At 72.6% G+C, this 12,852-nt stretch carries 10 protein-coding genes; 3 read left to right on the top strand and 7 right to left on the bottom strand.

Annotation, left to right across the window (positions count from 1 at the left end):
* Positions 1 to 77: 77 nt before the first annotated feature.
* The 4 genes from ABD220_RS09990 to ABD220_RS09975 all read right to left on the bottom strand — a co-directional run bounded on the left by ABD220_RS09990 (position 78) and on the right by ABD220_RS09975 (position 5,787).
* Positions 78 to 572: a hypothetical protein gene (locus tag ABD220_RS09990; RefSeq protein ID WP_344122157.1), complete on the bottom strand. Its 495-nt coding sequence runs from the start codon at positions 570 to 572 to the stop codon at positions 78 to 80.
* Positions 573 to 880: 308 nt separating this feature from the next.
* Positions 881 to 3,364 carry a PEP/pyruvate-binding domain-containing protein gene (locus ABD220_RS09985; protein ID WP_344122155.1) on the bottom strand — a complete coding sequence of 828 codons (2,484 nt, stop codon included), beginning with the start codon at positions 3,362 to 3,364 and terminating at the stop codon, positions 881 to 883.
* 427 nt (positions 3,365 to 3,791) lie between these two features.
* The gene (locus tag ABD220_RS09980; RefSeq protein WP_344122153.1) at positions 3,792 to 4,439 is read right to left on the bottom strand and encodes a dihydrofolate reductase family protein; all 648 of its coding nucleotides are present in this window, start codon (positions 4,437 to 4,439) and stop codon (positions 3,792 to 3,794) included.
* A gap of 325 nt (positions 4,440 to 4,764) precedes the next feature.
* Complete coding sequence (locus ABD220_RS09975) at positions 4,765 to 5,787, bottom strand: zinc-dependent alcohol dehydrogenase family protein (protein ID WP_344122151.1); 1,023 nt, start codon at positions 5,785 to 5,787, stop codon at positions 4,765 to 4,767.
* 173 nt (positions 5,788 to 5,960) lie between these two features.
* Between ABD220_RS09975 and ABD220_RS09970 the strand changes: the two genes are divergently transcribed.
* Positions 5,961 to 6,836, top strand: coding sequence for a helix-turn-helix domain-containing protein (locus ABD220_RS09970; protein WP_344122150.1), 876 nt, complete (start codon positions 5,961 to 5,963; stop codon positions 6,834 to 6,836).
* Between the two features lie 115 nt (positions 6,837 to 6,951).
* Positions 6,952 to 7,521 carry a sugar O-acetyltransferase gene (locus ABD220_RS09965; protein ID WP_344122148.1) on the top strand — a complete coding sequence of 190 codons (570 nt, stop codon included), beginning with the start codon at positions 6,952 to 6,954 and terminating at the stop codon, positions 7,519 to 7,521.
* Positions 7,522 to 7,991: 470 nt separating this feature from the next.
* Here the strand turns inward: ABD220_RS09965 and ABD220_RS09960 are convergent, their stop codons facing one another.
* The 3 genes from ABD220_RS09960 to ABD220_RS09950 form a co-directional block, all read right to left on the bottom strand.
* Entirely contained in the window at positions 7,992 to 8,951 is a 960-nt protein-coding gene (locus ABD220_RS09960; RefSeq protein ID WP_344122146.1) for a 2-hydroxyacid dehydrogenase, read from the bottom strand.
* A complete protein-coding gene (locus tag ABD220_RS09955; protein ID WP_344122144.1) occupies positions 8,948 to 10,147 on the bottom strand; it encodes a pyridoxal phosphate-dependent aminotransferase in 1,200 nt (399 codons plus the stop codon). The genes ABD220_RS09960 and ABD220_RS09955 overlap by 4 nt, the downstream gene beginning before the upstream one ends.
* Before the next feature lie 251 nt (positions 10,148 to 10,398).
* A complete protein-coding gene (locus ABD220_RS09950) occupies positions 10,399 to 11,637 on the bottom strand; it encodes an MFS transporter (protein ID WP_344122142.1) in 1,239 nt (412 codons plus the stop codon).
* 459 nt (positions 11,638 to 12,096) lie between these two features.
* Between ABD220_RS09950 and ABD220_RS09945 the strand changes: the two genes are divergently transcribed.
* Positions 12,097 to 12,849, top strand: a complete 753-nt coding sequence (locus ABD220_RS09945) for a YcnI family copper-binding membrane protein (RefSeq protein WP_344122140.1) — start codon at positions 12,097 to 12,099, stop codon at positions 12,847 to 12,849.
* Positions 12,850 to 12,852: the final 3 nt, after the last annotated feature.

Raw genomic sequence — 12,852 nt, 5'->3', positions numbered from 1 at the left:
CGCGTCTGGAGGACCCGGGCCTCGCCGCTGCCCTGGCCTGGCGGGCGGCACTGGGGCGGCGTCGGTGGGTGGGCCGGTCAGCGCGTGAACTCACCACAGGACTGCAGCAGGGCCAGGGCCGAGGCCGTGGAGGTGTCCACGATCCGCCCCGAGCGCAGGTGCTCGACCAGGTGCTGCTCATCGACCCACTCCACCCCGGGAACACCGGCCGGCTCCAGCGCCCGACCGCACCCGGCCTCGGCCCGGCGCGCCACCGCGAGCATCACATCGATCCGCTCCTCCTGGCGCTGATCGGCGTAGAGGATCCCCAGCGGAGCGATCACCGCCGCGGACATGGCCTGCCCGAACTCCTCCGCCAGCAGCAGCCCGGCCCCGGCGCGCAGTTCACCGGGATCGACCACCGGGCCCTGCGGGAAGACCAGCATCTGCCCGCCCGGGTCCAGTTCGGCCTGGACCAGCCCGTAGCGGGCCCGGGCCCCGGAACCCTCGTGCACCCGGGGGATCACGAGCATCGAGCGCTGGGCCGGGACGGGGTGCAGGACCGCTGGCCGGTCCGGGGCGAGGTCGGTCATCAGGGCTGTCCTCCGGTCGGGGAACGCACCGGCACCTGCGGGCCTGACGGCCCGCAGGCGATGCGCGTGACCAGCTTAGGACCGATGGCTCAACGCGGCCCGGGAGAACCACGAACGGCGCCTTGACGGGTCCCGCTGCCCGGGAAATCCGCAGCAGCACCTGCGAGCGCGAGCCCACCCGCTCGACCACCCCCGGACCAGGGCCCCGGGGGCCGGAGGGCTGGTGGCCCCGAAGCCGAGTCACGGAAGAGGGCCCCGGATGAGAGCACCGGCATGCGCCCGAGGACGCCGTGCACCGGCAAGGCGCACTAACGGCGGACAGTGTTGCGGTCGGGTGCCGTGTCCTGCACCCGGATCAGTCCCGTGGCGCCGTCGACGGTGACCACCTGGCCCTCGGTCAGCCGGGTGGTGGCGTCGGGCACGCAGATGACGGCCGGGATGCCGTACTCGCGGGCCACGGTCGGGCCGTGGGCGATCGTGGAGCCGGTCTCCGTGATGAGTCCGCCGAGGGTCAGGAACAGCGGGGTCCAGCCCGGGTCGGTGGTCGGGGCGACGAGGATGTCACCGGGCTGCAGCCTCGCCTCGGACGGCTGGTGGACGATCCGTACCGGCCCGGTCGCGACCCCGGTGGCCGCCGGCTGGCCCACCAGCACGTCCGGCCCGTACTCGGCCGCGGTGTCGTCGGGCAGGGCCTGAGGGTTCGTGCCGTCGGACAGCAGCAGGCCCGGGATCTGCCGCCGTCGGGCCTCGCGGTCGTGCTCCCGGCGCCGGCCGGTCACCACCGCGCGGAGGTCCGCGCCGTGCGAGGCGTCGAGGGCCTCGTCCAGGGTCAGGAACATGATGTCCTCCGAACGTTCCAGCAGGCCGCGTTCGGTGAGCTCGGCTCCCGCGGTGAGCAACTGCCGGCGCACCTCGGCCAGCGGGGTCAGCCAGAGGAACTTGGGCAGCTCGCGCAGGCCGGCCAGCTCCCGGCTGCGGCGCAGCAGGGAGCCGGCGAGCCGGGCCCGCAGCGGCCGGGTGCGCTTCGCGCGGTCGACGAGGTCCGTCAGAGCGGCCTCGGCTTCGACGGCGGCGCGGGCGAACCGGGCGGGCGGGGCCTGGTCCGGGTCGGTCACCTGCAGGTAGCCGGACAGGGCGGCGAACACAGGGGTGGAGTCGTCGGCCCACCGGGGGGAGCCGACGTCGATCTCGGCGCTGCCTCGGATCCCGTACTCCTCCAGGAAGGGTGTCAGGCCGAACTCGGGCAGCTCACCGCGTGAGAAGCGCCCGGCGAGCTCCTCCGGGGCGGTGCCGGCCAGCAGCGCGCGGTGCGGGCGGGCGGCCTCAGTGACGGACCAGAGCTCCAGGTCCATCTGGGTGGTGACGTTGTGGGGCATGCCGCGCAGGGTCGCGTTCAGCTCACCCGGCTGCAGGAGCGCGTCCAGCAGCCATCCGGCCACCCCCTGGGCGATGAGCGCCGCCCACAGCGGTGGCAGGGAGCGCATCATCGGTCCGGTCATCGTCGCGTCCTGCAGGCCGGCGGCGCAACGGATCCGGCTCGCCGTGTCCGCCGGCTCGGTCCTGGGCTGCCGGCGGACCTGCTCGAGTTCGTGGAACGCACGCTCCCGGGCGGCGGCGGGCCGTGCCAAGGCCCGCAGGGCGCCGAGCAGCGAGGCAGGCACGACGGTCAGGAGCAGCCGCGCGGTCGCACCGGGGGAGAACGTGCGCTGACCGGGAGGAGCGGGACGGGGGGCGTAGCGGGGGTCGTCCAGGACGCGCCGCACGCCCCGCGCCACGGCCGGACCGTAGACCTGCACCATCTCGGGGACGCGGGAGTGCAGGCGCGGGCTGCGGACGAAGCCGGTGAGGTCCACGAACAGCCGTCCGCCGATGTCGACGAGGAACGAGTCGACCACTGCGTCGTCGACGCCGATGATCTGCAGCCAGCGGCGGGTCGTCTCCCGCAGCACGGACACGCCCATGGGAGTGACCGGGCGTCGCAGGCCCTGCATGTGGCCGACCTCCAGGTAGATGCGGGGGTCGTCCTGCACCGGATCGGTCCCGGGTGGGAGCGGGAAGAGGGTGGTGACGGCCCGGGACTGCAGCAGCCACAGCGTGCCCGCCGCATCGTAGGCGAACTCGATGTCCTGCGGGCCGCCGAGGGCGCGCTGCACCCGCTGCCCGGCCTGCTGCAGTTCGCGGAGCTGCTCGGGGGAGAGGCAGCCGTGGTCCTGTGGTCCGGGGAGCGGGCCGTGCCCGGGCAGGACGTAGTGGTCGGTGTCCATGGCGCCGTCCACGACGCCGGTGCCCAGGCCCGGGACCGCGTCGATGACGGTCTCGGTGCGGGTACCGGTCATCGGGTTGGCCGTGAACATCACCCCGGCGGCCGTCGGGGTGATCATGCGCTGCACCACGACAGCCATTGCCAGGTCGTCGGTCTCCAGTCCCTGCCCGGCCCGGTAGGCGACGGCGCGCGGGCTGTGCACAGAGTCCCAGCACTGCCGGATGGCCTCGAGCAGCGCGTCCTCACCCGCTACGTCGAGGACGGTGTCCTGCTGGCCGGCGAAGCTGGCACCCGGCAGGTCCTCGGCCGTAGCGCTGGAGCGGACGGCGACGGGGCCGCCGCCGAGGTGTTCGTAGGCCGTCAGGACTGCCCGCCTGGGGATGGTGCCCGAGCGGTAGGCCTCGGTGCTCAGGCAGAACCCGTCCGGCACCCGCTCGCCCGCGGAGATGAGGGCGCCGAGGCCGGCCGCCTTGCCCCCGACGAGCTGGGTCATCTCCGGGGTGATGTGGGCGAGGTCGATCACGTCCATGGGTTGCCTCTCTGGTGCCCGGGGGTGACGGGAGGTGGGGAACCGGCAGTGCCCTGGGGCGTGCGGTGCCCCGTCCGTAGCCGATGATCCGGCGCGACCGCCGGCCGGACAGCCTCCTCGTGCCCTGAGGTATCAGGGTCCCGGCGCGGCGGTGCTGGTGGGCAGGAGCGGGTTCCGTCGGTGTTCTCGGTCCATCCGCTGAAGCGTCACGGTGGTCCTCCTCGGTGGCGGGGCAGCCTGGCGTGGCCACTGGCGTACCCGGGACGGAGGCGGCCCCGCTTGCTCGACACCCGGAAGCGGGTGGCGTTCCGAGGAACTGCCTCGGGCGGTCACCGCCCCGGGGCACCCCCCACCGCGCAACGAGACCCATCCGCACGCACGCCGTTCCGTGGCGGTGCTGTCACCACATGCTCCGCGGCGGCCCTGGTCACGGGGTTCTCCGGTCGAAGGTCAGGTGGGTGACCCCGCTGGGCGCCGAGACGGCCTCGATCTCGTAGTGCTCCTCCAGCGCCTCCAGTCCGTCCCACACCCGCACGCCGCGGCCGAGCAGGATCGGCACCTGGACCAGGTGCATGTGGTCGACCAGGCCCGCGGCGAGGAAGTCGCGCACGACGGTGGGGCCACCTCCGATGCGCACGTCCCGTCCGCGGGCCGCCGCACGGGCGGTGCTCAACGCCTCGGCCGGTGCGGCGTCGAGGAAGTGGAAGGTGGTGCCACCCTCCATCTCGATCGAGGGCCGCGGGTGGTGGGTCAGCACGAAGGTCGGCGTGTGGAACGGGGGGTTCGGTCCCCACCACCCCCGCCAGCCGGGGTCCTCCTGCCAGCCCGGCGGACCGAACTTGCCCGCGCCCATGATCTCGGCGCCGATGCCCGGCTCGTGCTGCTGGGCGAACGCGTTGTCGACCCCGGTAGAGCCGCCGGTGCGTCCCACGATCGGGGCGCCGAAGCGGGTGGCGATCATCCACTCGTGCAGCCTCTCTCCGGCGTGCCCGAAGGGAGCGTCCCGGCTCAGACCCTCGCCGGTGCCGAAACCGTCCAGGGAGATGGAGAAGTTGTGAATACGGGTCCGTGCCATCTGCTCGCTCCGTCTGCTCGACCGCGGGTGCGCAAGGGACTGCTGAAGCTCCGGTGGACTGCTGGGCCCATGAGCTGTGGTTGGGGTTTCTCATCCGGAGGGGCGCTGTTCGCCTCCCAGGAGCTGCTTCAGGCGTTCCCGGTGCTCTTGGTTCTCATGATCGTGCCTTTCCACCCCTCGCGACACGATGACGAACATCGTGACAGTGGCCAGATCACTCACCGCCGTGCTCCAGGAGCTTCCACTAGCGTGGACACCCGTACCCGAGAGGCCTGATGGTCCGAAGTGGGGATCGCGGCGACGCGCGAGCGCCGCCGATCAGGGCTCACAGGGTGAGCAGGACCTTGGTGGCCCGGCGCTCGTCCATGGCCCGGTAGCCCTCGGCGGCCTCTTCGAGCGGCAGGGTGAGGTCGAAGACCTTGCCCGGGTCGATCCTGCGGTCCCAGATCAGCTGGACCAGCTCGGGCAGGAACCGGCGCACCGGGGCGGGACCGCCCAAGGTGTGGATGCCGGCGAAGAACAGCTCGATGCCGGGGATCTGCACGTCGTAGTTGACCCCTACATAGCCCAGGTGCCCGCCACCGCGGGTCGCCCCCACGGCCTGCATGAAGGACTCCTGGGTGCCCACGGCCTCGACCACCGAGTGCGCCCCCAGCCCACCGGTCAGCTCCTTGATCTTCGCCACGCCCTCCTCGCCGCGCTCCTCGACGACGTCGGTCGCGCCGTAGAAGCGGGCCAGCTCCTGCCGCTGGGGGTGCCGCGACATCGCGATGATCCGCTCGGCTCCGAGCTCCTTCGCGGCGAGGACCGCCATGAGTCCGACGGCGCCGTCGCCGACGACCGCAACCGTCTTGCCCGGGCCGGCCTCGGCGGCCACGGCGGCGAACCAGCCGGTGCCCAGCACGTCGGAGGCGGCCAGCAGGGAGGGGATCAGCTCAGGATCGGGCTGGCCGGGGGTGGCCACGAGGGTGCCGTCGGCGTGCGGGATGCGGGCCTTCTGCGCTTGGGTGCCGATGGTGCCGGCGACGAACTCGGCGTGCACGCACTTGGACTGGAAGCCGGCGCGGCAGATCTCGCAGGTGTTGTCGGAGACGACGAAGGACCCGACGACGAAGTCCCCGACCTGGAGGGTCTGCACCGCGGAGCCGATCTCCTCGACCACCCCGACGTACTCGTGGCCCATCAGGGTGTGGTCGACGGGCTCGACGCCGCGGTAGGGCCACAGGTCGGAGCCGCAGATGCAGGTCGCGGTCAGCCGGATGACCGCGTCCGTGGGCTCGATGACGGTCGGGTCCTCGCGGTCCTCGACCCGGACGTCGCCGGGGGCGTGCATGATGACTCCGCGCATGGCGGTGCTCTCCTTCTGGGACGATGATTCGGTGCTGCGCCGGGTGGTGAGCCACTGTGCCGGCGGGAGGATCGCTCCCAGTCAATCGCGCTGTTCGGCGGCGTGGGAGTCCCTGTCGAAGGGTGTACCGGCAGGGTCTCCCTCACGCGCCGAGGGCCACCTACTCTTTCGGCATGGACAACCGCACCGAGGTTCGCGAGTTCCTCATGACACGCCGGGCCAAGCTGACTCCCCAGCAGGCCGGTCTGCCGGCCGGGGGCACTCGGCGGGTGCCGGGGTTGCGCCGGACCGAGGTCGCGGCCTTGGCCGGAGTGAGCGTGGAGTACTACGCCAAGCTCGAGCGCGGGGCCATCGCCGGAGCCTCGTCCTCGGTGCTCGAAGCCATCGCCTCCGCCTTGCGCCTGGACGAGACCGAACGGGCCCACCTGCTGGACCTGGCCCGTGCCGCCGACGGCGTGCCCGCCTCGGGGCGTCCACGGCGCCGCGGCACCAGATCGGGGGAAGCGCGGCAGAGCCTGCAGTGGGCCCTGGAGGCGATCACCGACGGAGTGGCTTTCGTGCGGGATGCGCACCAGGACCTGCTGGCCACCAATGCCCTGGGCCGGGCCTTCTACGTCCCGTTGATCGGGGAGGGCGGGCGCACCCCCAACCTGGCCCGTTTCCAGTTCCTGGACCCGGCCTCCCGGGACTTCTACCCCGACTGGGAGGCATTTGCCGGCATGTGCGTGGCCATCATGCGCGCCGAAGCCGGCCGGGACCCGCACGACCGGGGTCTGCAGGACCTGGTCGGGGAACTGTCCACCCGCAGCGAGACCTTCCGCACCCTGTGGGGGGCTCACGACGTGCGGACCCACGGCGCCGGCACCAAGCGCTTCCACCACCCGGTCGTGGGGGAGTTGACCCTGGCCTATGAGGAGCTGGCCGTCACCGCCGAGCCCGGACACGTGTTCATGATCTACACCGCCGAGCCCGGCTCGCCCTCGGCCGAACGGCTCCGGCTGCTCGCCTCCTGGGCCGCCGACCGGCACGCCGCCGTCCCCGAGCCTTGACCGAGGCTGCGGATTCAGGGGCAACCACACGCGGCATCACGGTGCGCGAACTGGGCCGCAACCCGCGGCGCGGAAATCGCGGGCCGGACACCCCGGACACCACTGGAAGGACACCATGGAACTGACCGATCTCCTGGACGCGCTCAACGCCGGGCGGACCATCACAGGGGACTCGCCCCTGCACGAGGTGATGCACCGGGTCAGCCAGGACGCTCTGCGCATCACCGGTGAGCTCAACGGCGGATACCAGGAACCGGCCCGGGTCCGGGAGCTGCTGGCCCAGCTGACCGGGAAGCCGGTGGACGAGTCGGTGACGGTCTTCCCGCCCTTCTACGCCGACTTCGGGAAGAACATCACCTTCGGGAAACGGGTCTTCCTCAACTCCGGGTGCAGGTTCCAGGACCAGGGCGGGGTGGTCATCGGGGACGACTGCCTGATCGGGCACAACACGGTGCTGGCCACCCTCAACCACGATCTGGCCCCGAGCCGTCGGGCGGACATGCACCCGGCGCCCATCGTGATCGGGCGCAATGTCTGGATCGGTTCCAACGTCACGGTGCTGCCCGGGGTGACGATCGGTGCGGATGCCGTCGTGGGTGCGGCCTCGGTGGTGACGAAGGACGTCCCCGAGAAGTCCGTGGTGGTGGGCTCGCCGGCACGGGTGGTGCGCGCACTGAGCGACTGAGGTGCGCTGGCGTCGGTCCATCTGGCGGAACGACTCACGGCCGGCGGACACCGAGCGGATGCGCCACGAAACCCCGGATCAGATCGCGCGAAGCCGCCGAGCCCGCCGGCGACCCACCGATTCGATCATGCGATCGGGTGCCCTCCTGCGGGCGCCACGCTGATGATCGCACCGTCGGGCCGTGCGGGGCAGATCCATCGCGGCGGAGACGCAGATCGCCTGGAAAGGGGTTCCGCCGGCTCAGCGCCACCTGTCGCCCGGGGCTGCGGACGCGCATCCGGATCAGGTTTGGCGCGGACTCCGCCGACATGCTCAGCACGTGGGACAGCAGCCGTCCCACCGGGTCGGAGGGGTTGTACTCGCTGCCGTCCATCGACAGCGTCACCCCCGGGCCGGTAAGTTCAGCGGCCCGGGGGTGCATCCGGCGGAGAACAGGCTCAGGGCCGTCCTCCGTGAACGCGGCTGCAGTGCTAGCCGATCGGTGCAGGCGGTTGTTCCCCGCCGAGCACGGCGAGCACGTTGTCGGCGGCGAGCATCGCCATGGCGGTGCGCGTCTCCACCGTGGCGGAGCCCAGGTGCGGTACCAGCGCCACGTTGTCGAGCTCCAGCAGCTCGGGATGCACCTGGGGCTCGTGCTCGAAGACGTCCAGCCCGGCACCCGCGATCCGCCCCTCACGCAGCGCGGACGCGAGCGCCGCTTCGTCGACGATCGGTCCGCGCGCGGTGTTGACGAGATACGCCGAGGTCTTCATCGCCGTCAGCTGCTCGGCTCCGATCAGATGATGCGTGGCGGGACCGTAGGGGCAGTGCAGCGAAACGACGTCGGAGACGGCCAGCAGCTCGTCGAGATTTACCCGCCGGGCGCCCAGCTCGGCGGCGACCCCGGGATCGATCTCACTGCGCGACTGGTAGACGATGTCCATGCCGAAGGCCTTGGCCCGGCGCGCGGTCGCCTGACCGATGCCGCCCATGCCGACGACGCCGAGGGTCTTGCCCTGCAGGCTGCTGCCGAGCAGGAAGAACATGCCCCACTTCCAGGCCTGGCCGGAGCGGATGAGCCGTTCCCCCTCGCCGAGCCGGCGGGTCGCCATGAGGATGAGGCCGAGCGCGATGTCGGCCGTGGCGTCCGTGAGCACGCCGGGCGTGTTGGTGGCCACGACGCCCCGTTCGGTGCAGGCCGGCACGTCGATGTTGTCGTAGCCGACGGCGACGTTCGCGACCACCTTCAGCTGCGGCCCGGCGGCGTCGAGCAGTTCGGCGTCGATGCGCTCGGTCAGCAGGCTCACGACGGCATCGGCGCCGGCCACTCGGCACAGGAGCTCCTCGCGGCCGATCGACTCCGGGCCGGGCCAGGCGTCGACCTCGTGCTGGGCGCGGAGCTTCTCGACCGCGGCCTCGGGCACACGTCCCGTGACGACGACCCGGCTCATGCCGACTCGATCCACTGGCACAGGCGGCCGAGGCCGTCGCGGATGTCGGCGACGTCGATGCCCGAGTAGGCGAGCCGGATGTACTGTCGCTCCTCGCCCGGCTGGCGTCGGCCGAAGTGCTCCCGCGTGCAGAAGGAGACGCCGGTCTCGTGCAGTGCCGCGGTGGCGAAGTCGCCGACTGCCGTGTAACCCAGCCGCTCCATGGCTTCGGTGACGTCGGGGAACAGGTAGAACGTCGACTGCGGCACGGCCACGTGCATCCCGGGGGTGGCGTTCACGAGCTCACAGGCGGCATCCCGGCGCTCGCGCAGGATGTCGAGCATCTGCTGCACGGGTTCCTGCGGACCGCGGAGTGCTTCGATGCCGGCCCACTGCACGTAGTGCGTGGTGCACGACTCGTCGTTGGTGTTGAGCGTGCTGAGCACCTTGGCGAGCTCGGGCGGCGCGACGGCGCAGCCGAGCCGTGAGCCGGTCATGGCGAACTTCTTGCTGAACGTGTAGAGGATGACGGTGCGCTCGGCCATGCCGGGGAGCGACGCGATCGAGCTCGAGACCCCCTCGTAGCGCGTCTCGAAGTAGGCCTCGTCGGAGAGCACCCAGAGATTGTGCTCCTGAGCGAGCTGCGCGACGGCCTCGCGCTCGGCGGCCGTCGACTCGGCCGAGATGGGGTTCTGCAGGTCGTTGTAGATGATGGCGACCGTGTTCGGGGTGATCGAAGCGCGCACCTGGTCGAGGTCGATCGCGAAGCCCTCCTTCGTGGGGAGGTAGCGGTACGGCACGGCCGTGCCACCGAGGTACTCGATCTGCGACTCGTAGATCGGGAAGCCGGGGTTCGGGTAGAGCACCTCCTGGCCGGGGTTCATGACCGCCTGCAGGAACTTCGTGATGACCGGCTTGCCGCCCGTCATCACCACGACGTTGTCCGGGGTGAGGCTGATGCCACGACGCGAGCCGAGGTCCTCGGCGAGGGCCTCCCGCAGCTGCGGGATGCCGGGGCCGGGGCAGTAGCCCGTGTAGCCGTCGGCGATGGCCCGGTTCATCGCCTCGATGATGTGCGGGGCCGTCGGGATGTTGATGTCGCCGAGATGGAAGGGGTACACGCGGTTCCCCTTGGCCTTCCAGGCGGCCGCGGCTTGGGCGACGCTGAAGGCGGTCTCGGTGCCCAGCCGGTCGAGCCGGTGCGCGAGTTGCGGCATGCTGTTCCACTCCTCATCAAGTTGGCGATCAACCCTCCGGCAGATCCGCAACGAGTATACGACTCATATATCAGTCTGGGAAGAGTGATCGGAAAAGGGATCCCACGGGAACAGCGCCGCGAGATCGCGGTCCCCGGCGGACGGACTCCGTGGTCTGCTGCTCGGAACGGTTTCGGCTCGGGGCCCTGCTCAGGTCCCAGCGCATCCCGAGAGCTGCCGCGGTGTCCCGCCCCTGGCGGCCGTCACGGGCCTCATCCCCGGACGGGTGCCGCCGGCGGGCGGCGGCGGGTCTCCGCGACGGCCAGGAGGGCGCCGATCAGGAACACCACGGTGGCGCCCAGCACGACCAGCAGGGGGACGGTCCACCCCCCGGTGCCGGAGTTGAGCGCGCCGACCAGGGGCGGGCCGACGGTCGCGGCCAGGTAGCCGCTGCCCTGGATGCGGGCGGAGGTCCCCGCGGCCTCGGCGTCGCTGCGCACGATGCGCGCGACGATCGAGAAGATCGTGGTGAAGCCCCCGCCCTGGGCGACACCGCCGACGGCGGACCAGACGAGGTAGCCCTCGGGGGCGATCAGCAGACCGACGGGCAGGGTGATCCACAGCGCCCCGATCACGGCCACCGGCGCCCACGACGGGGTCCGGGCGGCCAGCAGGGGCACCCCGAGGGCCCCGGCGATGGCGGCGACCTGGAACAGGGACGCGCCGGCCCCGGAGGCCGCCAGGCTCAGCCCGCGGGTGTCGGCCAGCAGGGTGGGCAGCCAGGCGGTGACGGAGTAGTAGGAGATGGCCTGCCCGCAGAAGGCCAAGGTCAGCCACCAGCCGATGCGCCGGACCTGCCCGGTGCTCCGGACCGCCCCCGTGGTCCCGGTGATGGTGGGCGGCTCGGCACGGGACGCCGCGGAGGCGGGTGAGGTGCCGGCCCGGCGGCGCGCCACGACCAGCCAGAAGACCAGGGCCGCCAGGGTCAGCACGCCCCAGGCGGTCAGTGCCCAGCGCCAGCCGACCACCGCGGCCAGCGGCGCGGTGCCCAGAGCGGTGATCATCGACCCCACGTTGAGGGCGGCCGTGTAGGCGGCGGTCACCACGGGGATCCGGCGCCAGGAGACGTCGCGGCGGATGATCACCGGCACCACGATGTTGCCGACCGCGATCGCGGCACCGATGACCACGGTGCCGGCCAGGACCACCGGGGCGGGGCCGGCCGAGCGGATCACGGTCCCGGCCAGCACGCCCGTCAGGCACACCAGGACCGCGGCCTCCGGCCCGCAGCGTCCGATCAGCTTCGAGGCCAGCGGGGTGACCAGGGCGAAGAGCAGCACCGGCAGGCCCGTGAGCAGGCCCGCGGTCGCCGCCGAGAGCCCGAGATCGGACTGGAGCTGCGTGATCACGGGGGTCGGGGCGATGATCGGCCCGCGCAGACTCAGCGCCACGAGCACGATGCCCACGACGACCCACGGCAGGGCGCGCGGCGCGGCGGTGCGCGTGCTCATCCCAGCCCTCCCGGGGTGCGCAGCAGCGGCAGGAGTCCGCCGACGGCGCGGCGCCCGGCGATCTCCGGGCACGGCTCGGGCGAGGTGCTCATGGCGGCTCCTGGGGCAGGGCGGGACGAGGCATGCACCTGCGGACGCGCATCCGGTGGAGGCAGGCCCGGCCGGCCGGTCCGGGGGTGCTGGTGCGGCCCGGGCCCAGCTCGCCGTGACCTCCGCGGGTGGGGCGGGTGCTCCCGCCAGCTTGCCAGATCCGCGCCGTACATCGGGACGGACGTGCGCAGCCCCACACCCCCGGGTTGCGCGCCGGAGTCCGGCCGCCGGTAGGTTCGTGCTGGCCGCCCGGCGCGACGCCGAGCGGTCCTGGCCCGAGGTCAGCGCGGCCCCGCCGTCGCCGACCACGGGCCCGGCGCTTCCCACGCCCCCGGACTCCGGCGGCACGCACGAAAGGCACCCCGCCCCATGACCCACCCGACCCCCCGCGCGGCCGCGACCGGATCCGCGCTGCTGCTCGCGACCGCGCTGACGGTGCTCGGCCTGTCGCCGGCCGCCGCCCACGTCTCGGCGTCCTCCACCAGCACGGCGGCCGGCGGCCATGCCCGGATCACGTTCACCGTGCCCAACGAGTCGGACACCGCCTCGACCGACAGGCTCGAGGTGCGGTTGCCCACCGACACCCCGCTCGCGTCGGTGCGGGTGCAGCCGGTGGAGGGCTGGACCGCCGAGCTCACCGAGGAACGGCTGCCCGAGCCGGTCCAGGTCGGCGAGGGCGCCGTCACCGAGGCCGTCACCACCATCACGTGGACCGCGGACGAGCAGCACGCGATCGCCCCGGACCAGTTCCAGACCTTCACCGTCTCGGCCGGCCCGCTGCCCGCCGAGGGCACCACCCTGGTCATGCCGGCGACCCAGTCCTACACCGACGGCCGCACCGTGGCCTGGACGCAGACCGCCGCCGAGGGCGGGGAGGAACCGCAGTACCCGGCGCCCTCCCTGACCACGACCGCCGCCGAGACGGACGACCACGCCCACGGTGCGGGCGCCGCGCACCACGCCGCCGAGGGGCCGGCCGTCGGCGCGTCCTCGACCGAGCAGGCGTCCGCGGGGACGGCCCTGAACTGGATCGCCCTGGTTGCCGGTCTGCTCGGCCTGGCCGCCGGGACCGCAGCCCTGCTCCGGACCCGGCGGACGGGCCGAGCCGGCGCTCCGGCCTAGGAT

This window comes from Kocuria aegyptia (genome assembly GCF_039530085.1).
GTDB lineage: Bacteria > Actinomycetota > Actinomycetes > Actinomycetales > Micrococcaceae > Kocuria > Kocuria aegyptia.
This window is presented reverse-complemented; position numbering and strand designations above follow the sequence as displayed.

Coding starts and splice junctions, on each gene's coding strand:
- ABD220_RS09990 (WP_344122157.1), bottom strand. CDS start 572: ATGACCGACCTCGCCCCGGACCGGCCAGCGGTCCTGCACCCCGTCCCG.
- ABD220_RS09985 (WP_344122155.1), bottom strand. CDS start 3,364: ATGGACGTGATCGACCTCGCCCACATCACCCCGGAGATGACCCAGCTC.
- ABD220_RS09980 (WP_344122153.1), bottom strand. CDS start 4,439: ATGGCACGGACCCGTATTCACAACTTCTCCATCTCCCTGGACGGTTTC.
- ABD220_RS09975 (WP_344122151.1), bottom strand. CDS start 5,787: ATGCGCGGAGTCATCATGCACGCCCCCGGCGACGTCCGGGTCGAGGAC.
- ABD220_RS09970 (WP_344122150.1), top strand. CDS start 5,961: ATGGACAACCGCACCGAGGTTCGCGAGTTCCTCATGACACGCCGGGCC.
- ABD220_RS09965 (WP_344122148.1), top strand. CDS start 6,952: ATGGAACTGACCGATCTCCTGGACGCGCTCAACGCCGGGCGGACCATC.
- ABD220_RS09960 (WP_344122146.1), bottom strand. CDS start 8,951: ATGAGCCGGGTCGTCGTCACGGGACGTGTGCCCGAGGCCGCGGTCGAG.
- ABD220_RS09955 (WP_344122144.1), bottom strand. CDS start 10,147: ATGCCGCAACTCGCGCACCGGCTCGACCGGCTGGGCACCGAGACCGCC.
- ABD220_RS09950 (WP_344122142.1), bottom strand. CDS start 11,637: ATGAGCACGCGCACCGCCGCGCCGCGCGCCCTGCCGTGGGTCGTCGTG.
- ABD220_RS09945 (WP_344122140.1), top strand. CDS start 12,097: ATGACCCACCCGACCCCCCGCGCGGCCGCGACCGGATCCGCGCTGCTG.